23 protein-coding genes are annotated in these 20,377 nt (G+C 45.5%); 21 read left to right on the top strand and 2 right to left on the bottom strand.

Annotated elements, in window-relative coordinates; genetic code table 11:
• Positions 1 to 16: 16 nt before the first annotated feature.
• From RG959_RS00210 to RG959_RS00175, 8 genes are all read left to right on the top strand, one after another.
• A complete protein-coding gene (locus RG959_RS00210; protein ID WP_342795494.1) occupies positions 17 to 1,420 on the top strand; it encodes an AMP-binding protein in 1,404 nt (467 codons plus the stop codon).
• Positions 1,417 to 2,481, top strand: coding sequence for an acetyl-CoA C-acyltransferase (locus tag RG959_RS00205; protein ID WP_342795493.1), 1,065 nt, complete (start codon positions 1,417 to 1,419; stop codon positions 2,479 to 2,481). The genes RG959_RS00210 and RG959_RS00205 overlap by 4 nt, the downstream gene beginning before the upstream one ends.
• A 71-nt stretch (positions 2,482 to 2,552) precedes the next feature.
• Complete coding sequence (locus tag RG959_RS00200) at positions 2,553 to 3,992, top strand: phospholipase D-like domain-containing protein (RefSeq protein WP_342795492.1); 1,440 nt, start codon at positions 2,553 to 2,555, stop codon at positions 3,990 to 3,992.
• 100 nt (positions 3,993 to 4,092) lie between these two features.
• Positions 4,093 to 4,452: a replication termination protein gene (locus tag RG959_RS00195; RefSeq protein WP_242232899.1), complete on the top strand. Its 360-nt coding sequence runs from the start codon at positions 4,093 to 4,095 to the stop codon at positions 4,450 to 4,452.
• 270 nt (positions 4,453 to 4,722) lie between these two features.
• Positions 4,723 to 6,048: a CitMHS family transporter gene (locus RG959_RS00190; protein ID WP_315696006.1), complete on the top strand. Its 1,326-nt coding sequence runs from the start codon at positions 4,723 to 4,725 to the stop codon at positions 6,046 to 6,048.
• A gap of 93 nt (positions 6,049 to 6,141) precedes the next feature.
• A complete protein-coding gene (locus tag RG959_RS00185; protein ID WP_342795491.1) occupies positions 6,142 to 7,425 on the top strand; it encodes an ATP-binding protein in 1,284 nt (427 codons plus the stop codon).
• Positions 7,422 to 8,102, top strand: coding sequence for a response regulator (locus RG959_RS00180; RefSeq protein WP_342795490.1), 681 nt, complete (start codon positions 7,422 to 7,424; stop codon positions 8,100 to 8,102). The genes RG959_RS00185 and RG959_RS00180 overlap by 4 nt, the downstream gene beginning before the upstream one ends.
• Complete coding sequence (locus RG959_RS00175) at positions 8,099 to 9,046, top strand: tripartite tricarboxylate transporter substrate binding protein (protein ID WP_342795489.1); 948 nt, start codon at positions 8,099 to 8,101, stop codon at positions 9,044 to 9,046. The genes RG959_RS00180 and RG959_RS00175 overlap by 4 nt, the downstream gene beginning before the upstream one ends.
• Before the next feature lie 29 nt (positions 9,047 to 9,075).
• On the opposite strand, the gene trhA is transcribed toward RG959_RS00175, so the two are convergent.
• Complete coding sequence (gene trhA, locus RG959_RS00170) at positions 9,076 to 9,732, bottom strand: PAQR family membrane homeostasis protein TrhA (RefSeq protein ID WP_342795488.1); 657 nt, start codon at positions 9,730 to 9,732, stop codon at positions 9,076 to 9,078.
• 151 nt (positions 9,733 to 9,883) lie between these two features.
• Here trhA and RG959_RS00165 point away from each other — a divergent pair, with 151 nt between their 5' ends.
• The 3 genes from RG959_RS00165 to RG959_RS00155 are packed head-to-tail and all read left to right on the top strand — an operon-like array spanning position 9,884 to position 11,921.
• A complete protein-coding gene (locus tag RG959_RS00165; RefSeq protein ID WP_342795487.1) occupies positions 9,884 to 10,165 on the top strand; it encodes a GNAT family N-acetyltransferase in 282 nt (93 codons plus the stop codon).
• Positions 10,162 to 11,484, top strand: coding sequence for an FAD-dependent oxidoreductase (locus RG959_RS00160; protein WP_342795486.1), 1,323 nt, complete (start codon positions 10,162 to 10,164; stop codon positions 11,482 to 11,484). The genes RG959_RS00165 and RG959_RS00160 overlap by 4 nt, the downstream gene beginning before the upstream one ends.
• Before the next feature lie 17 nt (positions 11,485 to 11,501).
• The gene (locus RG959_RS00155; protein WP_251270728.1) at positions 11,502 to 11,921 is read left to right on the top strand and encodes a universal stress protein; all 420 of its coding nucleotides are present in this window, start codon (positions 11,502 to 11,504) and stop codon (positions 11,919 to 11,921) included.
• Between the two features lie 36 nt (positions 11,922 to 11,957).
• Here RG959_RS00155 and RG959_RS00150 read toward each other — a convergent pair whose 3' ends face one another.
• A complete protein-coding gene (locus tag RG959_RS00150) occupies positions 11,958 to 13,580 on the bottom strand; it encodes an ABC-F family ATP-binding cassette domain-containing protein (protein ID WP_342795485.1) in 1,623 nt (540 codons plus the stop codon).
• Positions 13,581 to 13,773: 193 nt separating this feature from the next.
• On the opposite strand from RG959_RS00150, the gene RG959_RS00145 reads away from it, so the two are divergent.
• The 10 genes from RG959_RS00145 (at position 13,774) to RG959_RS00100 (ending at position 20,350) form a co-directional block, all read left to right on the top strand.
• Positions 13,774 to 14,493 carry a phosphoadenylyl-sulfate reductase gene (locus RG959_RS00145; protein WP_251270726.1) on the top strand — a complete coding sequence of 240 codons (720 nt, stop codon included), beginning with the start codon at positions 13,774 to 13,776 and terminating at the stop codon, positions 14,491 to 14,493.
• Positions 14,494 to 14,565: 72 nt separating this feature from the next.
• A complete protein-coding gene (gene sat / locus RG959_RS00140; protein WP_342795484.1) occupies positions 14,566 to 15,705 on the top strand; it encodes a sulfate adenylyltransferase in 1,140 nt (379 codons plus the stop codon).
• 14 nt (positions 15,706 to 15,719) lie between these two features.
• Positions 15,720 to 16,316: an adenylyl-sulfate kinase gene (gene cysC, locus RG959_RS00135; protein WP_342795483.1), complete on the top strand. Its 597-nt coding sequence runs from the start codon at positions 15,720 to 15,722 to the stop codon at positions 16,314 to 16,316.
• 86 nt (positions 16,317 to 16,402) lie between these two features.
• Positions 16,403 to 17,176 (top strand): uroporphyrinogen-III C-methyltransferase, encoded by a 774-nt coding sequence (cobA, locus tag RG959_RS00130; RefSeq protein ID WP_342795482.1) that lies wholly within the window; start codon positions 16,403 to 16,405, stop codon positions 17,174 to 17,176.
• Positions 17,173 to 17,922, top strand: a complete 750-nt coding sequence (locus RG959_RS00125; RefSeq protein WP_251270722.1) for a sirohydrochlorin chelatase — start codon at positions 17,173 to 17,175, stop codon at positions 17,920 to 17,922. Before cobA ends, RG959_RS00125 begins: the two co-directional genes overlap by 4 nt.
• Positions 17,907 to 18,527 (top strand): precorrin-2 dehydrogenase/sirohydrochlorin ferrochelatase family protein, encoded by a 621-nt coding sequence (locus RG959_RS00120; RefSeq protein ID WP_342795481.1) that lies wholly within the window; start codon positions 17,907 to 17,909, stop codon positions 18,525 to 18,527. The genes RG959_RS00125 and RG959_RS00120 overlap by 16 nt, the downstream gene beginning before the upstream one ends.
• 17 nt (positions 18,528 to 18,544) lie before the next feature.
• A complete protein-coding gene (locus tag RG959_RS00115) occupies positions 18,545 to 19,429 on the top strand; it encodes a sulfite exporter TauE/SafE family protein (RefSeq protein ID WP_342795480.1) in 885 nt (294 codons plus the stop codon).
• Between the two features lie 85 nt (positions 19,430 to 19,514).
• Positions 19,515 to 19,748: a hypothetical protein gene (locus RG959_RS00110; protein WP_342795479.1), complete on the top strand. Its 234-nt coding sequence runs from the start codon at positions 19,515 to 19,517 to the stop codon at positions 19,746 to 19,748.
• The gene (locus RG959_RS00105; protein WP_342795478.1) at positions 19,738 to 19,983 is read left to right on the top strand and encodes a hypothetical protein; all 246 of its coding nucleotides are present in this window, start codon (positions 19,738 to 19,740) and stop codon (positions 19,981 to 19,983) included. The genes RG959_RS00110 and RG959_RS00105 overlap by 11 nt, the downstream gene beginning before the upstream one ends.
• Before the next feature lie 199 nt (positions 19,984 to 20,182).
• Positions 20,183 to 20,350, top strand: a complete 168-nt coding sequence (locus RG959_RS00100) for a hypothetical protein (protein WP_242232928.1) — start codon at positions 20,183 to 20,185, stop codon at positions 20,348 to 20,350.
• Positions 20,351 to 20,377: the final 27 nt, after the last annotated feature.

Here is a 20,377-nt window from a genome sequence, read left to right as displayed (position 1 = left end):
AGTGGGGGGATAAAAGATGAATTTAACGTCCACACAATCGCTCCGGGCACATTCGTGTCCGGAGCATATTTGTTTACAAACGCCGAATCGAACCTTTACATACCGGGAGTGGGAGGAGATGACGAAGCGCGCTGCCGCCTGGCTTTTATCATACGGGCAGCCAGGGGATACTGTCGCATTAACCGCTCGAAACAGATGGGAAACGCTCGCCTTATTTTGTGGTGCGGTGCGGGCCGGCTTTGTTTTTATGCCGCTTGATCCGCGGATGACAGAAGCAGAACAGGCCGAGCGGCTTCGGCTCGCAAAGCCGGTGCTGTTCATTCCGGCAGAGCAGCTTGAAAAAGCCGGTTCTTTGATCGAGCAGACCACTCCTTCTTCGTATTGCCATGAAGATGTTCATTGTATGTTTTACTCTGGGTTCACTTCTGGTTCAAGCGGCACGCCAAAGCAATTTATTCGAAGCCAGTGGTCCTGGCTGAAAAGTTTTGAAGCGGGGATGGCCGATTTTCCGCTAACCGGGCAGGAAACGGCCGTGATCGCCGGTCCTATTCACCATTCACTGTTTTTATATGGAGCCGCATTTGCTTTTTTTAGCGGACAGCCGATTCTTTTAATGGATAAGTTTGTGCCACAGCACACGGTTCAAGCATTAAACCGCCTGGATTCGTTTGTTTTCTACGCGGTACCGACGATGCTTGAAGCGCTGTACAATCGCTTTCACTTTGCTTCGAGAGGAATTGTTTTTTTATCCGGTGCAGGGTGGACAGCGGAGCGGAAGCAGCAATGGATCGATACATATCCAGCGGCACCGCTTTATGAGTTTTACGGTGCCTCCGAGCTCAGCTTTGTGTCTTATATGACACCAGAGGATTACAGAGTGAGGCCTGCTTCTTCCGGAAAACCGAGCACTGGTGTAACGGTCGATATCCGGTCAGGAGGTAAAAGTCTTTCTCCCGGACAGATCGGGACCATTTATGTGAAAAGCCCGATGCTGTTCAGCGGCTATGTGCACGAAGGCCGCTACAAGCTCGACATCGGTCAAGACGGCTTTTATACGGTCGGAGATGCGGGCTATGTAGATGAAGAAGGCTGTTTATATGTGGTGGGCAGAGAGCAGTTTATGATGATTACAGGCGGCGTGAATGTTTATCCGGAAGAAATAGAGCGGGTCGTTGTAAGATGTCCGGATGTACATGCAGCAGCGGTTACGTCTATTGAGGATGTGCATCTTGGCGACCGGATTGTCTGCTTTTATACAGGCGGGGCAGACAAGGGAGCCGTCCGCTTTTTTACAAAGCAGTTTCTATCTGTCCAAAAGCTGCCAAGACACTGGATTCAAACAAATAGTCTTCCACTCACAACGAATGGAAAAATCGACCGGAAAGCTCTTCGGGAAAAAGCAAAGGAGGTCCTGCAGTGACTGTTTACATTACGAATGCGAAAAGAACGCCGGTAGGAGTAAAAGATGGGATTTTTTCAACAATAGAAGCAGCCCATCTTGCAGTACCTGTTATCAAAACGCTGGCAGACTGCTCCACTGTTCCGCCCGACGAAGTGATTTTAGGCAATGTCACGGGGCCGGGCGGAAATATTGCGCGCTTGTCGGCTCTGCTGGCGGGACTTCCCCATTCGGTACCCGGCTTCACAGTGGACAGACAGTGCTCATCAGGGCTGGAAGCGATTCGGCTTGGTGCAGCATTGGTTGCTTCTGGCGAAGCACAGTACGTCATTGCCGGCGGCTGTGAAAGCTCCAGTACCTCATTGCGCCCGGAAAAAGCTGTGTTTTCTCCGCAATCGATTGGAGATCCGGAAATGGGTATAGCAGCAGAATGGCTGGCTGATCGAGAAGAAATTTCAAGAAAGGATCAGGATGATTACGCTGTATTAAGTTATCGGCGGTTTGCCGAATCGATCGCAACAGCGCGGTTCACTCATGAAATCGTCCCGGTCGGCGGATACTCAGTAGATGAGGCAGCTTTAAAAAAACGGCCGATTGAAAGGATGGCTCCACGGGCAAAAGCAGCTTTTCAGCCGGGAGGAACGGTGACCGCATTAAATGCATCTGCTTTTAATGATGCGGCTTGTGCAGTATTTATGACGTCTGTAGAAGTATCAGGCTTGAAAGTAATAGCCAGCGCTGCCTCCGGAGCCAATCCGAACTTTCCAGCCGCTTCGCCTGTGCCAGCGATTGAAAAGCTGCTGATGAAAACAGGACTCTCTGTATCAGATATTGACGTATGGGAAATAAACGAAGCATTCGCTGTGAAAATCATTTACGCAGCACGAAAGCTCGGTATTCCTTTTGAGAAAATAAATCCGGACGGGGGCGGATTGGCACTTGGCCATCCGTACGGGGCATCCGGCGCCATGCTTGTACTGCGGCTGTTTCACGGCATGCAGCGGCGGAATGAACAATTCGGCATTGCCGCAGTAGGAAGTGCAGGAGGCATTGGATTAGCCATGCTTTTTGAACGCGTTTAAAACCTCCAAATCGGTTTTTACCAGTACATGCACGGGTATAAAACGAGAAAGAAGAGAAGGAGGAAAGAAGAATGAAAAAAGAGCTGGATCGGAGAGGGAAATGGCGCTTGTTCGCCATTCTTTTTTTGTCTTTATATGTAGTGATCATGCTATTCAATGTGTACCGGCCGCTGCCGGAGCATATTTCATACGCAAGCAAAGAATGGGCCGTTCCGAGTGAAGATGTTGATTTTTTCTACAACCTGTCCGGTGAAAAAAACGGGGAAAAGTTTTATAAGGAAGAAATTTTCACAAGGACCCTCGACATTATAGACGAAGCAGAACAATTTATCATTTTAGACTTCTTTTTATTTAATTCCTATCATGAAAAAGAAAAAGAATACCCGGCTATCACAAAAAAGATAACAGATGCACTGCTGGCGAAAACAGCGGAAAATCCGCATATGCCGATTATTTTTATTACAGACGAAGTAAATTCATCTTATAGCTCTCATACCGTACCCGAATTTGAAGCGATGCAAAAAGCAGGGATTGAGGTCGTCGAAACAAACTTAGATGCGTTCCGGGACCCGAATCCCATTTACAGCGGCTTTTACCGCATGCTGTTTACGTGGTGGAGTGAGAGCAAAGAAGGATGGCTGCCGAATGGATTAACAGATATGGCGCCGGATATGACCGTACGTTCTTATTTAAAACTCATGAACGTAAAAGCGAATCACCGAAAAACCATTACAACCGAAAAAACGACCTTGATCAGTTCAGCGAATCCGCATGATGCTAGTTATTACTTCGCGAACGCAGCGTTTGAAGTAAAAGAAGCGCTCGTTGGAGATATGCTGAAAAGTGAAAAAGCCGTTGCCGATACAAGCCGGAACATCTCTTTTCCAAAATGGAAGAATGCGGCCGGAAAAGGTGGGGAAGTTCGTGTCCAGCTTTTAACAGAAGGCAAAATACAAGAAGCAATTGAACAAGAATTGGATCGTGCCCAAAAAGGAGACGAAATTTGGCTGGCTATGTTTTACTTAGCCGACCGGAATGTGATTGAAGGACTGACAGACGCGGCAGAGCGGGGGGCAGATATCCGCTTAATTTTAGATACAAATAAAAATTCGTTTGGACGCAAAAAAACAGGCCTGCCCAATATTCCAATGGCAGCTGAACTGCGTGAAGATACACATAACAGGGTAAAAGTGCGCTGGTTCGCCCAGTCGCCGGAACAATTTCATTCAAAAATGATGTACACAAGGCATGAAAATGAATCGGTTGTCATCAGCGGGTCCGCCAATCATACGTCCCGCAACTTAAACAACTACAATCCGGAAACAGACGTGAAAATAAGAGCTGCTCACAATCAACCTATTATAGAAGAAGTAGATGCGTATATGCATATGCTTTGGGAAAATAAAGGAGCTATTTACACAGATCCATATGAAAAGCATAACGAAAAAATATCTATTATGAAACGAACCATTTATTCATTTCAAAAACTGCTTCATTTTACAACCTTTTAAGAAGAAAATAAACTTTTTAACTGATTACATTATGTGCAAAATTCAAATTTGACATTTTTAAAAGAAAGAATTAAAATAAAAGAAAAAAGGTCGTGACAAAATGCCAAGAGGTGAAGGGAAGTTTTTAATCAAGCAGCGTGCATTTTTAAAACTGTATATGATTCGTTTTGTGGAAGAACATAAAATGTACGGTATGCAGGCAATGGATGAACTGAAAGCATCGTTTAAAGCATTTGGATACGAGCCAAACCATTCGGAAATTTACCGTTCTCTTCATGAACTGATTGATGATGGCATCTTAAAGCGCCAGAAAAAAGTGCAGGAAGGGGCAAAATACAAAGAAATCGTCATCTATCAATTTGCCGACTATGAAAAAGCAAAGTTATATAAGAAACAAGTGAAAACCGACCTCGACCGCAGCATGTCTTTGTTACGGAAAGCGCTGGAGGATGTTTATTAAGCTGAATAACTATCTGTTAAAAAAACCGCTTCTTTATTATAAGAGAAGCGGCTTTTTTGTATAAACAGAATCGTATTTTAGCAGTCAAAGTGATCAATTTTGGATTTTATGAACACAATTCACTTTAAAAATAAAATGTTTTTATTTTTCTTTTTATATACGTTTCTAGTTAAATTATTTAAATTATTCAATAATAAAGCGTTTTCAAAAAGCGAATGTAAAAAATGAAAGAAATGAGAAAAAGAAAAAAAGGAGTTGGTTTCCATGACAATGCTCGCCATTCTCGGATTTTCTATGGTAGCTGTTTTTATGTATCTGATAATGAGCGGAAGATTATCCGCGTTGATCGCACTGATGATTGTCCCGGCTGCATTTGCTCTTTTTGCCGGATTTGGATCTAAGATTGGAGAAATGGCTTTAACGGGTATTACTGATCTTGCACCAACCGGTGTTATGCTGATGTTTGCGATTCTTTACTTTGGAATTATGATCGATGCCGGCTTGTTTGATCCTGTAGTAGGAAAAATTTTAAAAGCGGTTAAAGGAGATCCAATGAAAATTGTGGTCGGTACCGCTGTACTTGCTATGATTGTTTCACTAGATGGAGACGGAACAACAACCTACATGATTACGATCTCAGCTATGCTTCCGCTTTACCAGCGTTTAAAAATGAATCCGCTTATTCTTCCGGCTGTGGCGCTTATGGCTGTTGGAGTAACCAACCTTACGCCTTGGGGCGGGCCGACTGCCCGTGCAGCAAGTGCCCTGAGCCTTGATATGCAGGAGCTGTTTAATCCTCTTATTCCAGTTATGGCTGCCGGTGCCCTTTGGGTGATTGCCGCTGCTTACTGGATGGGGAAAAAAGAACGGAACCGCCTTGGTGTCCTTTCATTGGAAGAACTCAATCAACCGGTTGAAGGAAAAAGCTATTTAACGTTTTTCGGAACAGCCGCTGTTTCAGAAGAAGATGCAAAATGGAAGCGTCCAAAGCTTCTTTGGTTTAACTTTGCGCTGACTATTGCACTTATGGTTATGCTCATTCTAGGCGTTATGCCGCTGCCAATCTTGTTTATGCTTGCTTTTGCTGTTGCCATTACGATCAACTACCCAAATGTAGCCAATCAAAAAGAACGTATTGCGGCACATGCAGGCAATGTGCTGGCTGTCGTATCACTCGTGTTTGCAGCCGGTATTTTCACAGGTATTTTATCTGGAACAGAAATGGTTGATGCGATGGCGAAAAGCTTGATTGCCATTATTCCAGATTCGATGGGGCCGCATCTTCCTGTTATCACAGCGCTTGCGAGCATGCCATTTACATTCTTCATGTCTAATGATGCTTTCTACTTCGGTGTTCTGCCTATTATCGCAGAGGCTGCTTCCAATTACGGTGTAAGTGCTGTTGAAATTGGACGTGCTTCACTTTTAGGCCAGCCGGTTCACTTGCTCAGCCCGCTTGTAGCTTCCACGTATCTGCTTGTCGGGATGGCAAAAGTAGACTTTGGCCAATACCAGCGCTTTACGATTCTATGGACAGTCGGAACAGCCGTTGTCATGACGGTAGCTGCCATTTTGCTTGGTGTTATTTCTCTATAAGAAAAAGTCCCGGATCAAACCGAATCCGGGATTTTTTCTTTTATTCTGACCTGTTTTTTCGTACAATTTGGTAAAAAGAAGATAGGAGTTCACATGAAAAGAAAAACCGTGCCGCTTCGAACGAAAATTTTTACACTCGTTTTTTGTCTGCTTTTTTTCATCGTAGCCGGCATGTCTGCGGTCTTTTACTGGATTCAGGCAAAAGAAACCGCCGATCAGGTACACCAGCTCTCTTTGCAGACTGCTCAAACGATTTCTTTTATGCCGGAAACGAGTGCTTTCTTAACCGACGAGCGCAAATCAGATACGCTGCTTCCCGTCTTAGAGCATATTCAGGAAAGAACCGCTGCGCAGTCCATATCGATTGCAGGCCGAAATGGAACCGCCTTATCTACGTTTCAAAAAGCACAGCCGCTTCATGAATCAGACAGCCGCTCTCTTATTTACGGAGGTTCTTACACAGTAGAGGAAAAGGGAACAGACGGCGAAGCAATTATCGGCAAAGCTCCGATTGTCCAAGCAGCAGACGGCCATTCAGAAGTGATTGGCACCGTCTCTGTTGAATTTTCCAAGAAATCGATTGCAGCCCAAATTGCTTCCCGGACGGGAAATATCCTGCTTGCCGCCGCGTTAGCGCTTTTAGTTGGGATTGCCGGCGGTTTATGGCTCACCAGAAGCATTTTATCTGATACACTTGGATTTGAGCCTGTAAAAATTGCATCCTTGTATAAAAAAACGATTGATGAAATACGGCTGTATTCCGATGAGCTCCGGGCTCAGACGCATGAATTTATGAACAAGCTGTATGTTTTATCCGGTCTTTTGCAGCTTGGCCGCCATGAAGCTGCCCTTGAGTTTATTCAAAGGGAAGCTGATAGCGTTTCCCTGCAGCAGCATATCGTTTTTAAACAAATTCAAGACGACTTGATTCAAGCTGTGCTGCTCGGAAAAACCGCTAAAGCATCAGAAAAAAAGATTTCCTTTACGATCGAACAGGAAAGCGTGCTGGCCGGTATTCCTTCCCATATGGACGGTCATGCGCTTTTAACCATTATCAGCAATTTAATTGATAATGCATTTGAAGCCGTCAGGCAAAAAGAAAGCCCCCGTGTTTCTTTTTTGATCACAGATGCGAGTCCAACTTTAATTATAGAAGTGACTGACAATGGGACTGGGATTGACGAACAAATGGTTTCTTCCTTGTTTGAGAAAGGAGTATCGACAAAAGGGGAAAACCGGGGTTTTGGCCTTTATAATGTAAAAGAAGCAGTTGATGCTTGTGGAGGCTTTATGGAGGTTCTGCCAAATGACCCTTCCGGCACTATTTTTACAATTTACATACCGAAGAACGCAGTTAAAGGAGATGGACATTTATGATACACGTTGCGATCGCGGAAGACGATTTTCGCATTGCCAGCATACAAGAAGAGTTTCTTAAACAATTAACCGGGTTTACGCTTGCAGGAAAGGCATTGAATGCAGAAGATACGCTTGCCCTGCTTGGAAAAAAGAGAGTGGATGTTTTGCTGCTTGATATTTATATGCCGGATATGCTTGGCACGGAGCTGCTGCCGATTATAAAGAACCGTTTCCCGAAAACCGACATTATTATGGTTACCGCAGCTTCCGAAAAAGAAATGCTTGAAGAAGCACTTCGTTACGGCGTTTTTCATTATTTAATCAAACCGGTTTCGCTTGAGAAGTTCACATCGGTGTTAAACGAATATAAAAAGAAAAAACAGCTGCTTCAGGACACAAGCCAGGTTACCCAGGATATAGTCGATGCTTATTTTGCCGGGAACGCCCAGGCATTGCCTCAAGCGGCCCAGCTGCCAACCGGTATCGACAGCGTGACGCTAAACCGTGTGTCGGAAGTATTAGAAAACCTGCGGGATGGCGTATCGATTGAAGAAATGGGCACCCAGATTGGCGCTTCCCGGACGACGGCACGCCGCTATCTTGAATACCTTGTTACAGTGGGGAAATGCCGGGTTGAACACGAATACGGCATCGTCGGGCGACCGGAACGCCGCTATTTCAAGGTGGGGTCATGAAGCAGCTTCTTTTGCTTGTCTTGATTTTTTTTACGGCCGGCTGTGAGGCGTCTTCTCCACCGCTTGAAGAAAAGGACCTGACCTTTATTGTCCCTGGCTCTCCAAACGGCGGCTGGGATGCACTCGCCAAATCGATTAAAACGGTTATTGAAAAAGAGCAGCTTATCAAAAAGCCCATACATATTGTGTACGAAGAAGGCGATGGCGGAAATGACGGCTGGGCCCGTTTAAACGAAGAAGACTCCAGTACAATCGCCATTAACTCAAGCCTGCTGCTCACAAATAAGCTGCTCGGGCACAGCAATCTTCAATACAAAGATTTTACGCCGCTTGCCACGATGGCCAGCGAGTGGCAGGCAGTGATTGTTTCTAACGATTCTTCTATCCAGTCGATTAATGACTTAATGGACAAGCTCAAAAGGGAGCCCGGCCGCTATCCCATCGGTATTGAGCCGCAATTTGGCAACGATGATCAAATTGCTTTCGCTCAGGCAGCACATACAAAAGGCATATCGTCGGCTTCCCTTCGTTTTTTTCGCTATCCTGATGGAAAAGCGCTCCTCGAAGCGCTTCAAAATGGAAAAATCGCTGCCGCTTCCCTGTCTTCCTCTCAGTCAGAAGATTTTGCGGCAAATGGAAACGTCCGCATTATCGCCATTTCCTCGCCGAAGCGACTTGGTCATCTCCCGGATGTGCCAACATGGAAGGAACAAGGCATTAATATCGTGTTTCCGCACTGGCGCGGCGTGATGGGGCCTGGCGATTTAACAGAAGCGGAGCAGAAATGGTGGAGCGAGCTTTTAAACGCGGTTCAATCTTCTCCTTATTGGAAAGAAGAGCTGAAGAAAAACCATTGGACTCATTTTTATCGGAACAGCGAGGATACGGAAGCGCTGCTCCGGTCTGATACAAAAAAATACCGCTATATGATGAACCAAAAATAAAAGCTGTCTCTAATGATTAGAGACAGCTTTTACGCTGTTTGCGGCAAAAGGCCAAGAACCGCGAAAAAGTGAAATATGGTGCCTGCCAGCACAAACAAGTGCCAGATCATGTGATGATACGGAAAACCGCGCCAGACATAAAAAACGGCGCCTGCTGTGTATAAAATCCCCCCGGTAACCAGAAAAGAAATCGTCATGGGTGACAGAGCGGCTGTAAGCGGCCCCCAGGCAAAAACGATCAGCCAGCCCATCATCACGTATAAAAGGGTAGACAGCCCGACAAACCTTTTTACAAAAAAGCATTTAAACACTGTACCTGCTATGGCCATTCCCCATATTAAACCAAACAGTGTCCAGCCGAGCGTTCCCTGGACGGCCACAAATAGAAATGGCGTATACGTACCTGCTATAAACAAATAAATAGACGCATGATCAAAAATTTCAAACAAGTCTTTTACTTTTCCTTGAGGAAAACTATGAACAAGCGTAGAAGACACATATAAAAGCAGCATCGTAATGCCAAAAACCATAAATCCTGCTAAATGCCAGCCGGTTCCGTAAATGGCCGAAAAAACAATCAATAAAACAAGAGCGGCTAAGCTGAGCAGGGCGCCAATTCCGTGGGTAATGGAGTTGGCAATTTCCTCACCCCTGGAAAATACATGTGTAGTCGAAGATTCTTTCATATGCGGCAGCTCCTCCCATTGGGTAAATGTCACAGTCGTATTGTAGCATATTCATTTCGAATTATTCTCGTTCCGCCTTTCAAAAAGGTTAGGATATACCGGAAAAACGGGTATACTGATAAAGACAATGGATGAAAGGGGTTTTTTTGAAATGGAACCAATTAAACATGAAAACGGCATTTTTTACATGGAGAAAGATGGCCAGCGTGTTGCGGAAATTACCTACGTCCCGGCTGGGGAAGGAAAAATTAATGCCAACCATACGTATGTCGCAAACGAGCTGCGCGGCGGCGGTATAGCCGAACAGCTGCTCGATACGCTTGCCGATTATGCAAGAGAAGAAAACCTGAAAATTATTCCTTCCTGCTCCTATGTCGTCGCAAAATTTGCAAGAGGTGGCAAATATGACGATGTGAATGCCCTGTCTACATGAAATATGTGGTGATTGGAGGAGACGCGGCCGGCATGAGTGCTGCCATGCAAATCGTGCGTAATGACAGCGAAGCAGAGATTACTGTGCTTGAAAAGGGAGCTATTTATTCCTATGGTCAGTGCGGGCTTCCTTATGTGGTCGGCGGTCTTATTCCCTCAACGGATAAAGTGATTGCCCGAAGCATTGAAACATTTCGCACGAAGTATGGGATCGATGCCCGCATTTTGCATGAAGCTACAGCGGTAGATCCGGTAAAACGGACTGTATCCGGCGTGAATCACGAAACAAAAGAAACGTTTACAGTTTCCTATGACCGGCTGTTAATTGCAACCGGAGCCAGCCCGGTTCTGCCGTCCTGGAAAGGAGCAGGTGTAGAAAGGGTACACGTCGTCAAAACCATTCCGGATACCGAGCGTTTAATGCGCCATCTCAGCTCAAAAGAGGTAAACGAAGTTGTCATTATCGGAGCAGGATATATCGGCCTTGAAATGGCTGAAAACATTCACCGGCTCAAAAAGCGGGTCCGGATTGTTCAAAGAAGCAGCCAAATTGCCGGCATGCTTGATTCGGATATGACCGAGGCGCTTCATCAGGAAGCCGAGCAGCACGGTGTGATTCTATCGTTGAATGAACACGTTGAGGCAATTGAAGCAGGACAGGTTGTAACGAGCAGCACTGCTTATCCGGCTGATCTCGTCATTGCTGCTGTCGGTATTCGTCCTAATACCGCTTTTTTAAAGAAAACAGGCATCCATATGTTTGAAAACGGAGCGCTTATCGTCAATGACCGAATGGAGACCTCGGTACCCGGTATATACGCAGCCGGTGACTGTGCCACACATTTTCATCTCGTAAAAGGAAAACCTGATTATATTCCGCTCGGCACAACTGCTAACAAGCAGGGAAGAGTTGCCGGACTGAACATGGCCGGCCGGACAAGATCCTTTAAAGGCGTTACCGGCACGTCCGTTTTTAAATTTTTTAACCTGGTAGCTGCATCAACCGGCTTAACGGAGAGGGAAGCGAAGCGGGAAGGGGTTTCCTACCAGGTCTCTGCGGTTGAAACAAAAAACAGAGCCGGCTATTACCCGGATGCTTCTCCTCTTCGTGTGAAAATTTTATATGATCCGGAGTCCAGGCTGCTGCTTGGCGGCCAGGCTGTGGGCGAGCGTGGGGCGGAGAAGCATATAGATGTGCTGTCGGCTGCCCTGTTTAACAACATGACTATCGAGGAACTGGAAGATTTGGATTTAAGCTATTCTCCGCCGGTTAACAGTGTATGGGACCCTATTCAGCAAGCGGCGCGCCGGGCCAGATAAAGCGGGAGGGAGCGCGTATGTATTCACATATTATTTTGGCAGCGGATGGTTCAGAGCATTCGTATCGTGCTGCCGAGCATGCTGCGGCGATAGCGGGTGCTTCTTCTTCATGTACGGTTACGATTGTGTTTGTTCCAAGGCCTGATAAATCAAAAGGAGCTTCTTTGCAGCAGGAACGCATGAATGCGGTTCAGTGGGAACGGCGGGACAAACTGGCTCGTCACGAAGCCCTTTTTACAGGAAAGGAAATTCCATATTCCGTCTTGGTACGGGAGGGAGATCCAGGTCCCGCTATTGTGAAGTACGCCAATGCCCAAAAGGCGGACCTGATTATTCTCGGCAGCAGGGGACTAAACCATCTTCAGCAGTTCGTTCTTGGCAGTGTAAGCCACAAAGTGATGAAACGGGTGAACTGTCCCGTGATGATCGTAAAATAAAAAATGGCACCTCCGCAGGGAGGTGCCATTTTTTATTTAGGAAGCATACATCTCTTTTACGCGTTTTTGAAGCTCTGTATCTTCTAAAAACTCGTCATACGTCATCATCTTATCGATGATTCCTTTCGGTGTAAGATCGATAATACGGTTCGCTGTTGACTGAACAAACTGATGGTCATGAGACGCGAAGATCATGGCGCCTTTAAACGCAATCAAGCCGTTGTTAAGAGCCGTAATAGATTCCAAGTCCAAGTGGTTGGTCGGTTCATCCAATAAAAGAACGTTTGAACCGGACAGCATCATCTTAGACAGCATGCAGCGGACTTTTTCGCCCCCGGACAGCACGCTTGCTTTTTTCAATGCTTCTTCACCAGAGAAAAGCATCCGGCCAAGGAATCCACGCAGGAAGCTTTCGCTTTCATCCGCCGGCGAAAATTGGCGCAGCCATTCTACAAGCGTCATTTCTGACCCCTCAAAGTATTCGGAGTTGTCTTTCGGGAAATAAGCCTTTGATGTCGTTACGCCCCATTTGAATGAGCCTTCGTCCGGCTCCATTTCGCCTGCTAAAATTTTAAACAGCGCCGTTTTGGCTGCTTCATTTGTGCCGACAAGCGCAATTTTATCTTCTCTGTTCATAATAAAGCTTACGTTATCAAGCACTTTCACGCCATCAATTGTTTTGGACAATCCATCTACACGCAGGACATCGTTCCCAATTTCACGCTCAGGCGTAAACTGTACATATGGGTAACGACGGGAAGAAGGCTTGATATCATCCAGCGTGATTTTATCCAAAGACTTTTTCCGTGAGGTCGCTTGTTTTGACTTTGAAGCATTGGCGCTGAAGCGAGCGATAAATGCTTGTAGTTCTTTGATTTTCTCTTCTTTTTTCTTGTTCGCATCTGACTGTAATTTTTGTGCAAGCTGGCTTGACTCATACCAGAAATCATAGTTACCGGCATAAATTTGAATTTTTCCAAAGTCAAGATCTGCCGTGTGCGTGCATACCTTGTTTAAGAAATGACGGTCATGGGATACGACAATAACAGTATTTTCAAAGTTAATTAGAAATTCTTCCAGCCAGCGGATCGCTTGAATGTCAAGGTGGTTGGTCGGCTCATCCAGCAAAAGAACGTCCGGCTTGCCGAATAAGGCCTGGGCAAGAAGCACTTTTACTTTGTCTGATCCATCAAGCTCTGACATTTTTTTGTCATGCAGTGCTTCTTGAATACCTAAACCTGAAAGGAGAATCGCGGCTTCGGATTCTGCTTCCCAGCCGTTCATTTCAGCAAACTCACCTTCGAGTTCCGCTGCGCGCATGCCGTCTTCATCCGTAAAATCAGCTTTCATGTAGATCGCATCTTTTTCTTTCATTACTTCATAAAGACGGGCATGGCCCATAATAACCGTTTCCATTACACTGAACTCTTCATATTCGAAGTGGTTCTGCTTTAATACGGCAAGACGCGCATCTTTTGGCATGGACACATGACCGGTCTGCGGCTCCAGGTCACCGGATAAAATTTTAACAAATGTAGACTTGCCGGCACCATTTGCGCCGATGAGTCCGTAGCAGTTTCCCGGTGTGAACTTTAAGTTAATATCTTCAAACAATTTTTTGTCGCCAAAGCGCAGGCTGACGTCTTGTACTGTAATCAAATGTTTTTTCCTCCCAATATGAATTCATCACCTCTGATTATATCATTCTTGGGAGAAAAAAAGAATAAACAGTAAATTGAAAAAGCGGGCAAATCTTTTTTAATTCCGAGTAAGCAAATAGGATTGACTTTGCATTATTTTCTGATAAACTAAACTCATTCGAAAAGAACAGATAATAAAGAGGGGGACATCAATGATTACCTTTGAATCGTGGAATGATATGCAGGATCAGATCCCTGACTTTCCGGCTGATTCAGAAACAAAAGGAGCACTTGAAGTGCTTCGGTGGGCATATGATACGTATGGCGACAAGCTTGTTTATGCCTGCAGCTTCGGAATTGAAGGCATTGTTTTAATTGACTTGATTGCTCAAGTGAAGCCGGATGCAGAAATCGTTTTTCTTGATACGCATTATCATTTTAAAGAAACATACGAGACCATCGATAAAGTAAAAGCTCGTTATCCTCAGCTGAATATTCGTATGCAGCAGCCAGAGATGACGATTGAAGAACAAGCGGCCAAGTTTGGACCAGACTTGTTTGCTACAAACCCAAATAAATGCTGCGAAATCCGGAAGATCATTCCGCTTCAAAAAGCATTGGCTCCGTCAACAGCTTGGATTTCCGGGCTGCGCCGTGAGCAATCGGAATCAAGAGCAAACACAAATTACTTAAATCTTGATAACCGATTCCAAAAAATTAAAGTGTGCCCGCTGATTCACTGGACGTGGAAAGAAGTGTGGCGTTATGTAACAAAGCATGAGCTTGACTATAATGTACTGCATGACCAGGGTTACCCAAGCATTGGCTGCGAACCATGCACAAAGCCTGCTTTTTCAATGGAGGACATTCGTTCCGGACGCTGGAGCGGATCCGGTAAAACAGAATGCGGTCTTCATACAACCAATCCGTAAGATCTTAAATTTTTTTAAAAATAATACCAAGTGTTTATCTATGAATTTTAACCTATTCGGAGGGACCTATACATGACGAACATTGCTGCCCATGGAGGCCAACTTATCAACCAATATCAACCGGATTTTGACCTATCCGGCATTTCAAAAGAAGTCGAACTTGATGCGACGGCTTTAAGTGATCTTGAATTAATCGCCACGGGCGCATTCAGCCCGCTTACTGGCTTCCTTACACAAAAAGATTATGACAGCGTCGTAAAAGATATGCGCCTCGCAGACGGCACAGTTTGGAGCATTCCGATTACGCTCCCTGTACAGGATGCATCTGGATATGAAAAAGGGGACACAGTCCTATTAAAACAAAACGGCACGGTATATGGCGTGCTGAACATTGAAGACATTTATGAGCCCGATCAAAAGCTTGAAGCACAAAATGTATATAAAACAACAGAAGAAGCACATCCAGGCGTAAAAAAAGTATACAGCCGCGGTCCGGTTTACCTAGGCGGCCCGATTACACTTGTGAAACGCATTGAGCGCGAGCAATTCGCAGAGTTCTACTTTGATCCAGTCGAAACACGCCGTATTTTCCGTGAAAATGGCTGGAACAAAATTGTCGGCTTCCAAACACGCAACCCGGTTCACCGTGCACATGAATACATTCAGAAATCAGCGCTCGAAATTGTAGACGCGCTTCTTTTAAATCCGCTTGTTGGCGAAACAAAATCCGATGATATTCCAGCTGATATCCGTATGGAAAGCTATCAGGTGCTTCTTCGCGATTACTACCCGGCAGACCGTGTGAAGCTTGCTGTATTCCCGGCAGCTATGCGCTATGCTGGACCGCGCGAAGCGATTTTTCATGCAATTGTCCGCAAAAATTATGGTTGCACACACTTTATCGTTGGCCGTGACCATGCAGGTGTTGGTGACTACTACGGTACGTATGAAGCACAAGAAATATTCTCAAACTTCACAGCAGAAGAAATCGGTATTACGCTTCTGTTCTTTGAACACAGCTTTTTCTGCAAAAAGTGCGGAAACATGGCTTCTTCCAAAACATGCCCGCATTCAAAAGAAGACCATGTGATTCTTTCTGGTACGAAAGTGCGTGAAATGCTTCGTGCAGGAGAAATTCCACCGGCAGAATTCAGCCGTAAAGAAGTGGTAGAAGTTCTAATCCGTGGAATGAAAGAAACATCAAACGCATAAGGGAGAGAAGAAACATGACGAACAACAATATCGTCTGGCATGAACAGTCACTAACAAAAGAAGAACGTCGCAAGAAAAACGGACACCACAGCGCGGTATTATGGTTTACCGGGCTGTCCGGTTCCGGCAAGTCAACGGTCGCAAATGCTGCGGCCCGCCGCTTGTTTGATCTTGGCGTAAGCACGTATGTATTAGACGGCGACAATGTGCGCCACGGCTTAAATAAAGATCTTGGTTTCTCAGATGAAGCACGTAAAGAAAATATCCGCCGTATTGGGGAAGTATCTAAACTGTTTGTAGATGGAGGCCAACTTGTATTCACAGCTTTTATTTCTCCATTCCGTGAAGATCGTGATACCGTTCGCGCACTTCTTGAAAACGACGAGTTTATTGAAGTATTCGTTGAGTGCCCGATTGAAAAATGTGAGCAGCGCGATCCAAAAGGCTTGTATAAAAAAGCAAGAGCAGGCGAGATTCCTGAGTTTACTGGTATTTCATCTCCGTATGAAGCACCGGAAAAACCGGAGCTTGTGTTAAATACGGATCAATATTCCGTTGAAGAGTGCGTGAACCAGCTTGTTGAGTACTTAAAGAAAAACAACTGGCTGTAAAAGAGCACCTTGCCTAAGCTTTTCATTCAGGCTATGATAAAAAGCATCAGATAGAGAGAAACGCATGATGAACGGGAGGTGGCACGATGGGCAAAATATGGCTTGTCGGTGCAGGTCCGGGGGATCCGGATTTAATTACGGTAAAAGGGTTACGGGCAATACAGAAGGCAGATGTGATTTTATATGACCGCTTAATCAGCATGGAGCTTCTTGACCATGCGAAAGAAGGAGCCGAGCTTCTTTTTTGCGGAAAGCTGCCAGACCGTCATTTTGTCCAGCAGGAAAACATTAACGAGCTTCTCGTTGAGCATGCCAAGCAGGGCAAGCAGGTCGTCCGGTTAAAAGGCGGCGATCCATACGTATTTGGCCGTGGCGGCGAGGAAGCGGCGTTTGCTGTACAAAACGGCGTTGAATTTGAAGTGATTCCAGGTATCACATCTGGTATCGCAGCGCCTGCGTATGCCGGTATTCCTGTAACTCACCGTGATTACGGCGCATCTTTTGCCATCGTAACCGGCCACCGTAAAGAAGGCGCAGACGAAGAAACAAAATGGGCGTCTCTTGCAAAAGGAATTGACACGATTGCCATTTACATGGGTGTCAAAAACCTTCCTTACATTCAGGAAAAATTAATTCGCTACGGAAAATCGCCCGAAACACCGGCGGCTCTGATTCATTGGGGAACAACGGAAAAGCAGCAGACGGTAACAGGCACACTCGAAAACATTTATGATGTTGCACAAGAAGAAGGGATTACCAATCCAAGCATGATCGTCATTGGTGAAGTGGTGAAAATGCGAGGAGAATTGCAATGGTTTAAAGAAAATGCGAAAAAGGTACAGGGGGGTGCAAAAGGATGAAAGCAGTTCTTTACATTTGCCATGGAACACGCATAAAAGAAGGCGCCAAGCAGGCGGCGGATTTTATCCGTGAAACCATGCCGCTTGTTGACATGCCCATCCAGGAGATTTGCTACCTTGAGCTTTCAGCCCCTTCTATTGAAGAAGGGCTTCGTACCTGTGTGGAAAGAGGAGCAACGGATATCACTGCGATTCCGTTTCTCCTCCTGACAGCAGGGCATGCAAAAGAAGATATTCCAGAGGAGCTTGCAAAAGCAGCCAAGCTTTTCCCTGATGTTGCGATTCGTTATGGACGCCCGCTGGGTGTACAGGAACAAATTATCGATGTGCTGATTGACCGGATGAAAGAAGCGGCGCCGATTTCAGCAAATGCGTCGGTTCTGCTTGTAGGACGGGGAAGCAGTGATCCGGCAACAAAGGAAGACTTCGGTCACATTCTCGATCTTTTTCAATCTAAAACCAAGTTAACTGATGTGACTATTGGTTATATGGCAGCTTGTGAACCTTCTTTTGAAGATGCTCTTCGCCAGGCGGTAGACAAGCAGCCTCATCAGCTGTTTATCGTGCCTTACCTGCTTTTTACCGGTATATTGACGAAAACGATGGAGCGAGCTGTGAAAAAGCTGAATTCAACCAGCGAGATTCATCTTTGTCGCCATCTCGGGTATGACCCGGTTATTGGCCGTATTTTAGCACAGCGTGTAGCAGAAGCTGCCCAATCGGAGCCTGTATGTTTCCCATCATGATTGACTTGAGCGGACAAAAGGTTGTCATTGCGGGCGGCGGTCCGATCGCTTTTCACAAAACCGAGAATTTACTTCGGTTCGGTATACATCCGCACATTGTCAGCCTCGATTTTCACCCGTCTATTGAACAATTGGCTATTGAAGGAAAAGTAGTGCTTCATCGTAAGAAAGTCGAGTGGACAGATCTTGAAGATGCGTTTTTAATTATGCTTGTCACAGACGACAAGCAGGCAAATGCCAAAATGGCTGAGCTTGCTGTCCGTCATGGAAAACTCGTTGTCCATGCAGAGCATAATGATCTTGGCAATGCACAGATTCCTGCTGTCATGATGCGCGGAAAGCTCATGATCAGTGTGTCTACAAGCGGTGCAAGCCCATCGCTCTCCACTCAAATCCGTAATCAGCTGGAAGAAGAATTTGACGAACGTTATGAAGCGTATGTAGATTTTTTGTATGAGGTCCGCCAGTATATTAAACGGCATATTCCTGAACGCCCTGAACGGCGAAAGTGGCTGAAAAGGGCAGCAGAGAACGATTATTTGGAATATCCAGAGAAAAGAAAACAGTACATGGCGGATCTTGAAATGCAGTATCCCGCCTTGTAGACAACAGGAGGAACGGTATGGAACGTTTTATCATTTTTGCACTCGTCGGGCTTGCTGCCCAGCTTGTGGACGGAGCCCTTGGGATGGGCTACGGCCTGACATCAACAACACTGCTTTTGTCTGCGGGAATTGCTCCGGCAGTTGCATCGGCTTCTGTTCACATGGCAGAGGTCGTGACAACGGCAGCATCGGGCATTAGTCACCGGAAATTTGGAAATGTCGATAAAGTCATGCTGAAAAAACTTATTATCCCTGGCTCTATTGGTGCGTTTGCCGGTGCAACTTTTCTAAGCAACTTGACGGGAGAATATGTACGTCTTTACGTTTCTACGTTCCTGCTTTGTCTCGGGCTATTTATATTAGGCCGTTTCCTTTTATTAAAGAATGCACAAAAGCAAGCGCCAAAAGCGCCAACGAATCGCTTTTTTATCCCTCTAGGCCTTATCGGCGGTTTTTTTGACGCCAGCGGAGGCGGAGGCTGGGGACCTATTGCAACACCAGCCCTGCTTTCACAAAAAGGCATGGAGCCCCGAATCGCTATTGGGACCGTAGCAGCCAGTGAATTTGCTGTTGCATTGTCCGCCACAATTGGATTCATGATTTCACTTGGCCCTGAGAAAATCAACTGGCTGTGGGCAGGAGCGATTATGCTTGGCGGTATTATCGCAGCGCCTATTGCTGCCTATATTGTGAAAAGCCTGCCAACACGTGTGTTAGCGGTTATTGTAAGCGGCATGCTGATTTTCACAAATTTAAATGCCATTTTCAAGTATACGGATATCCCTGGTGCAGCCCAATCGGCGGTATTTATTGCGCTCCTTATTATTTGGGTTCCACTAACGGTTTATATGGTTCGAAAAGAAAAGCAAATCGCCCGCAGTGAACAAAAAAGAGTATCTTAAAAACAAGACCTGTCATAGGTCTTGTTTTTTTATAACCAAATCAGAAAAATCGGGTATACGAAAAGTAAACAAAGGAGGGAGCTGCATGAAAATTCAGTTTGCTGCACTGGAGTCGTTTGTCAATGAAAAACGCCCTTCGGTGAACGCACAGCTGTATGCAGCTCCAAAAAGCGGTCCTTCCATTAAACGGTTCCGCATTCGTTCTAAAGGAGAATCGGAGGCGCTTATCGCTCTTGTTTTGGCCAAAAAACAACGGGCTGTGCAGGAGGGCACTTTTGTTAGTAAAGAAGCGGGGAAGATTTATTTTGATGTCTATTGATGCCTTACGTGCCCAATTAAAGACTTTAAAGCAGCTGCCGATCCGTGAGCGTATGTTTGAATTTGCGGGCCTTGTAACGGAATATATGAGTGCATTCGGCATTAAGCCTGTGGTCGTCGGCGGGCTGGCGGTGGAGCTATATACGCTAAGCCATTACACGACACACGATATGGATTTTATTTTCAGTGGTTGGACAGATGGTACAGGTTCTGTATGTACCTTTCCCTTTTCTTAAACTCAAATTGGAGAAAGAACCCAATTATACAATCCTGGGAAACGGCTGACACTTGAGAAGAAAGCCTGTTTTAACGAGTGTTTTTATGAAAAAACAGGAAAGAAATTTGGTACAAACAGTAAAAAAGGGATTGCGAGCATAAGGGCGTCCGTTATAAAATAAGTTAACAGTTTATTACCATACAAAAGGTGGTTCGAAAATGGATTACAAAAAAATGTGGGAAGAACTAAAGGACGCTGTAAATGACGAGGTCGCAATGTACGCTGCTTTTAGTACAAGCAGCAAGGAAGAACAGGCAAGAAAGCAGCAGGCAAGCTACATACAAAGTATGATGAACACGCTGGAAAAAGCAAATATCGTAAAATAAAAAGCCGGGTCTTCCCGGCTTTTTTTG

This window comes from Domibacillus sp. 8LH (genome assembly GCF_038806185.1).
Classification (GTDB): Bacteria; Bacillota; Bacilli; order Bacillales; family Domibacillaceae; genus Domibacillus; species Domibacillus indicus_A.
This window is presented reverse-complemented; position numbering and strand designations above follow the sequence as displayed.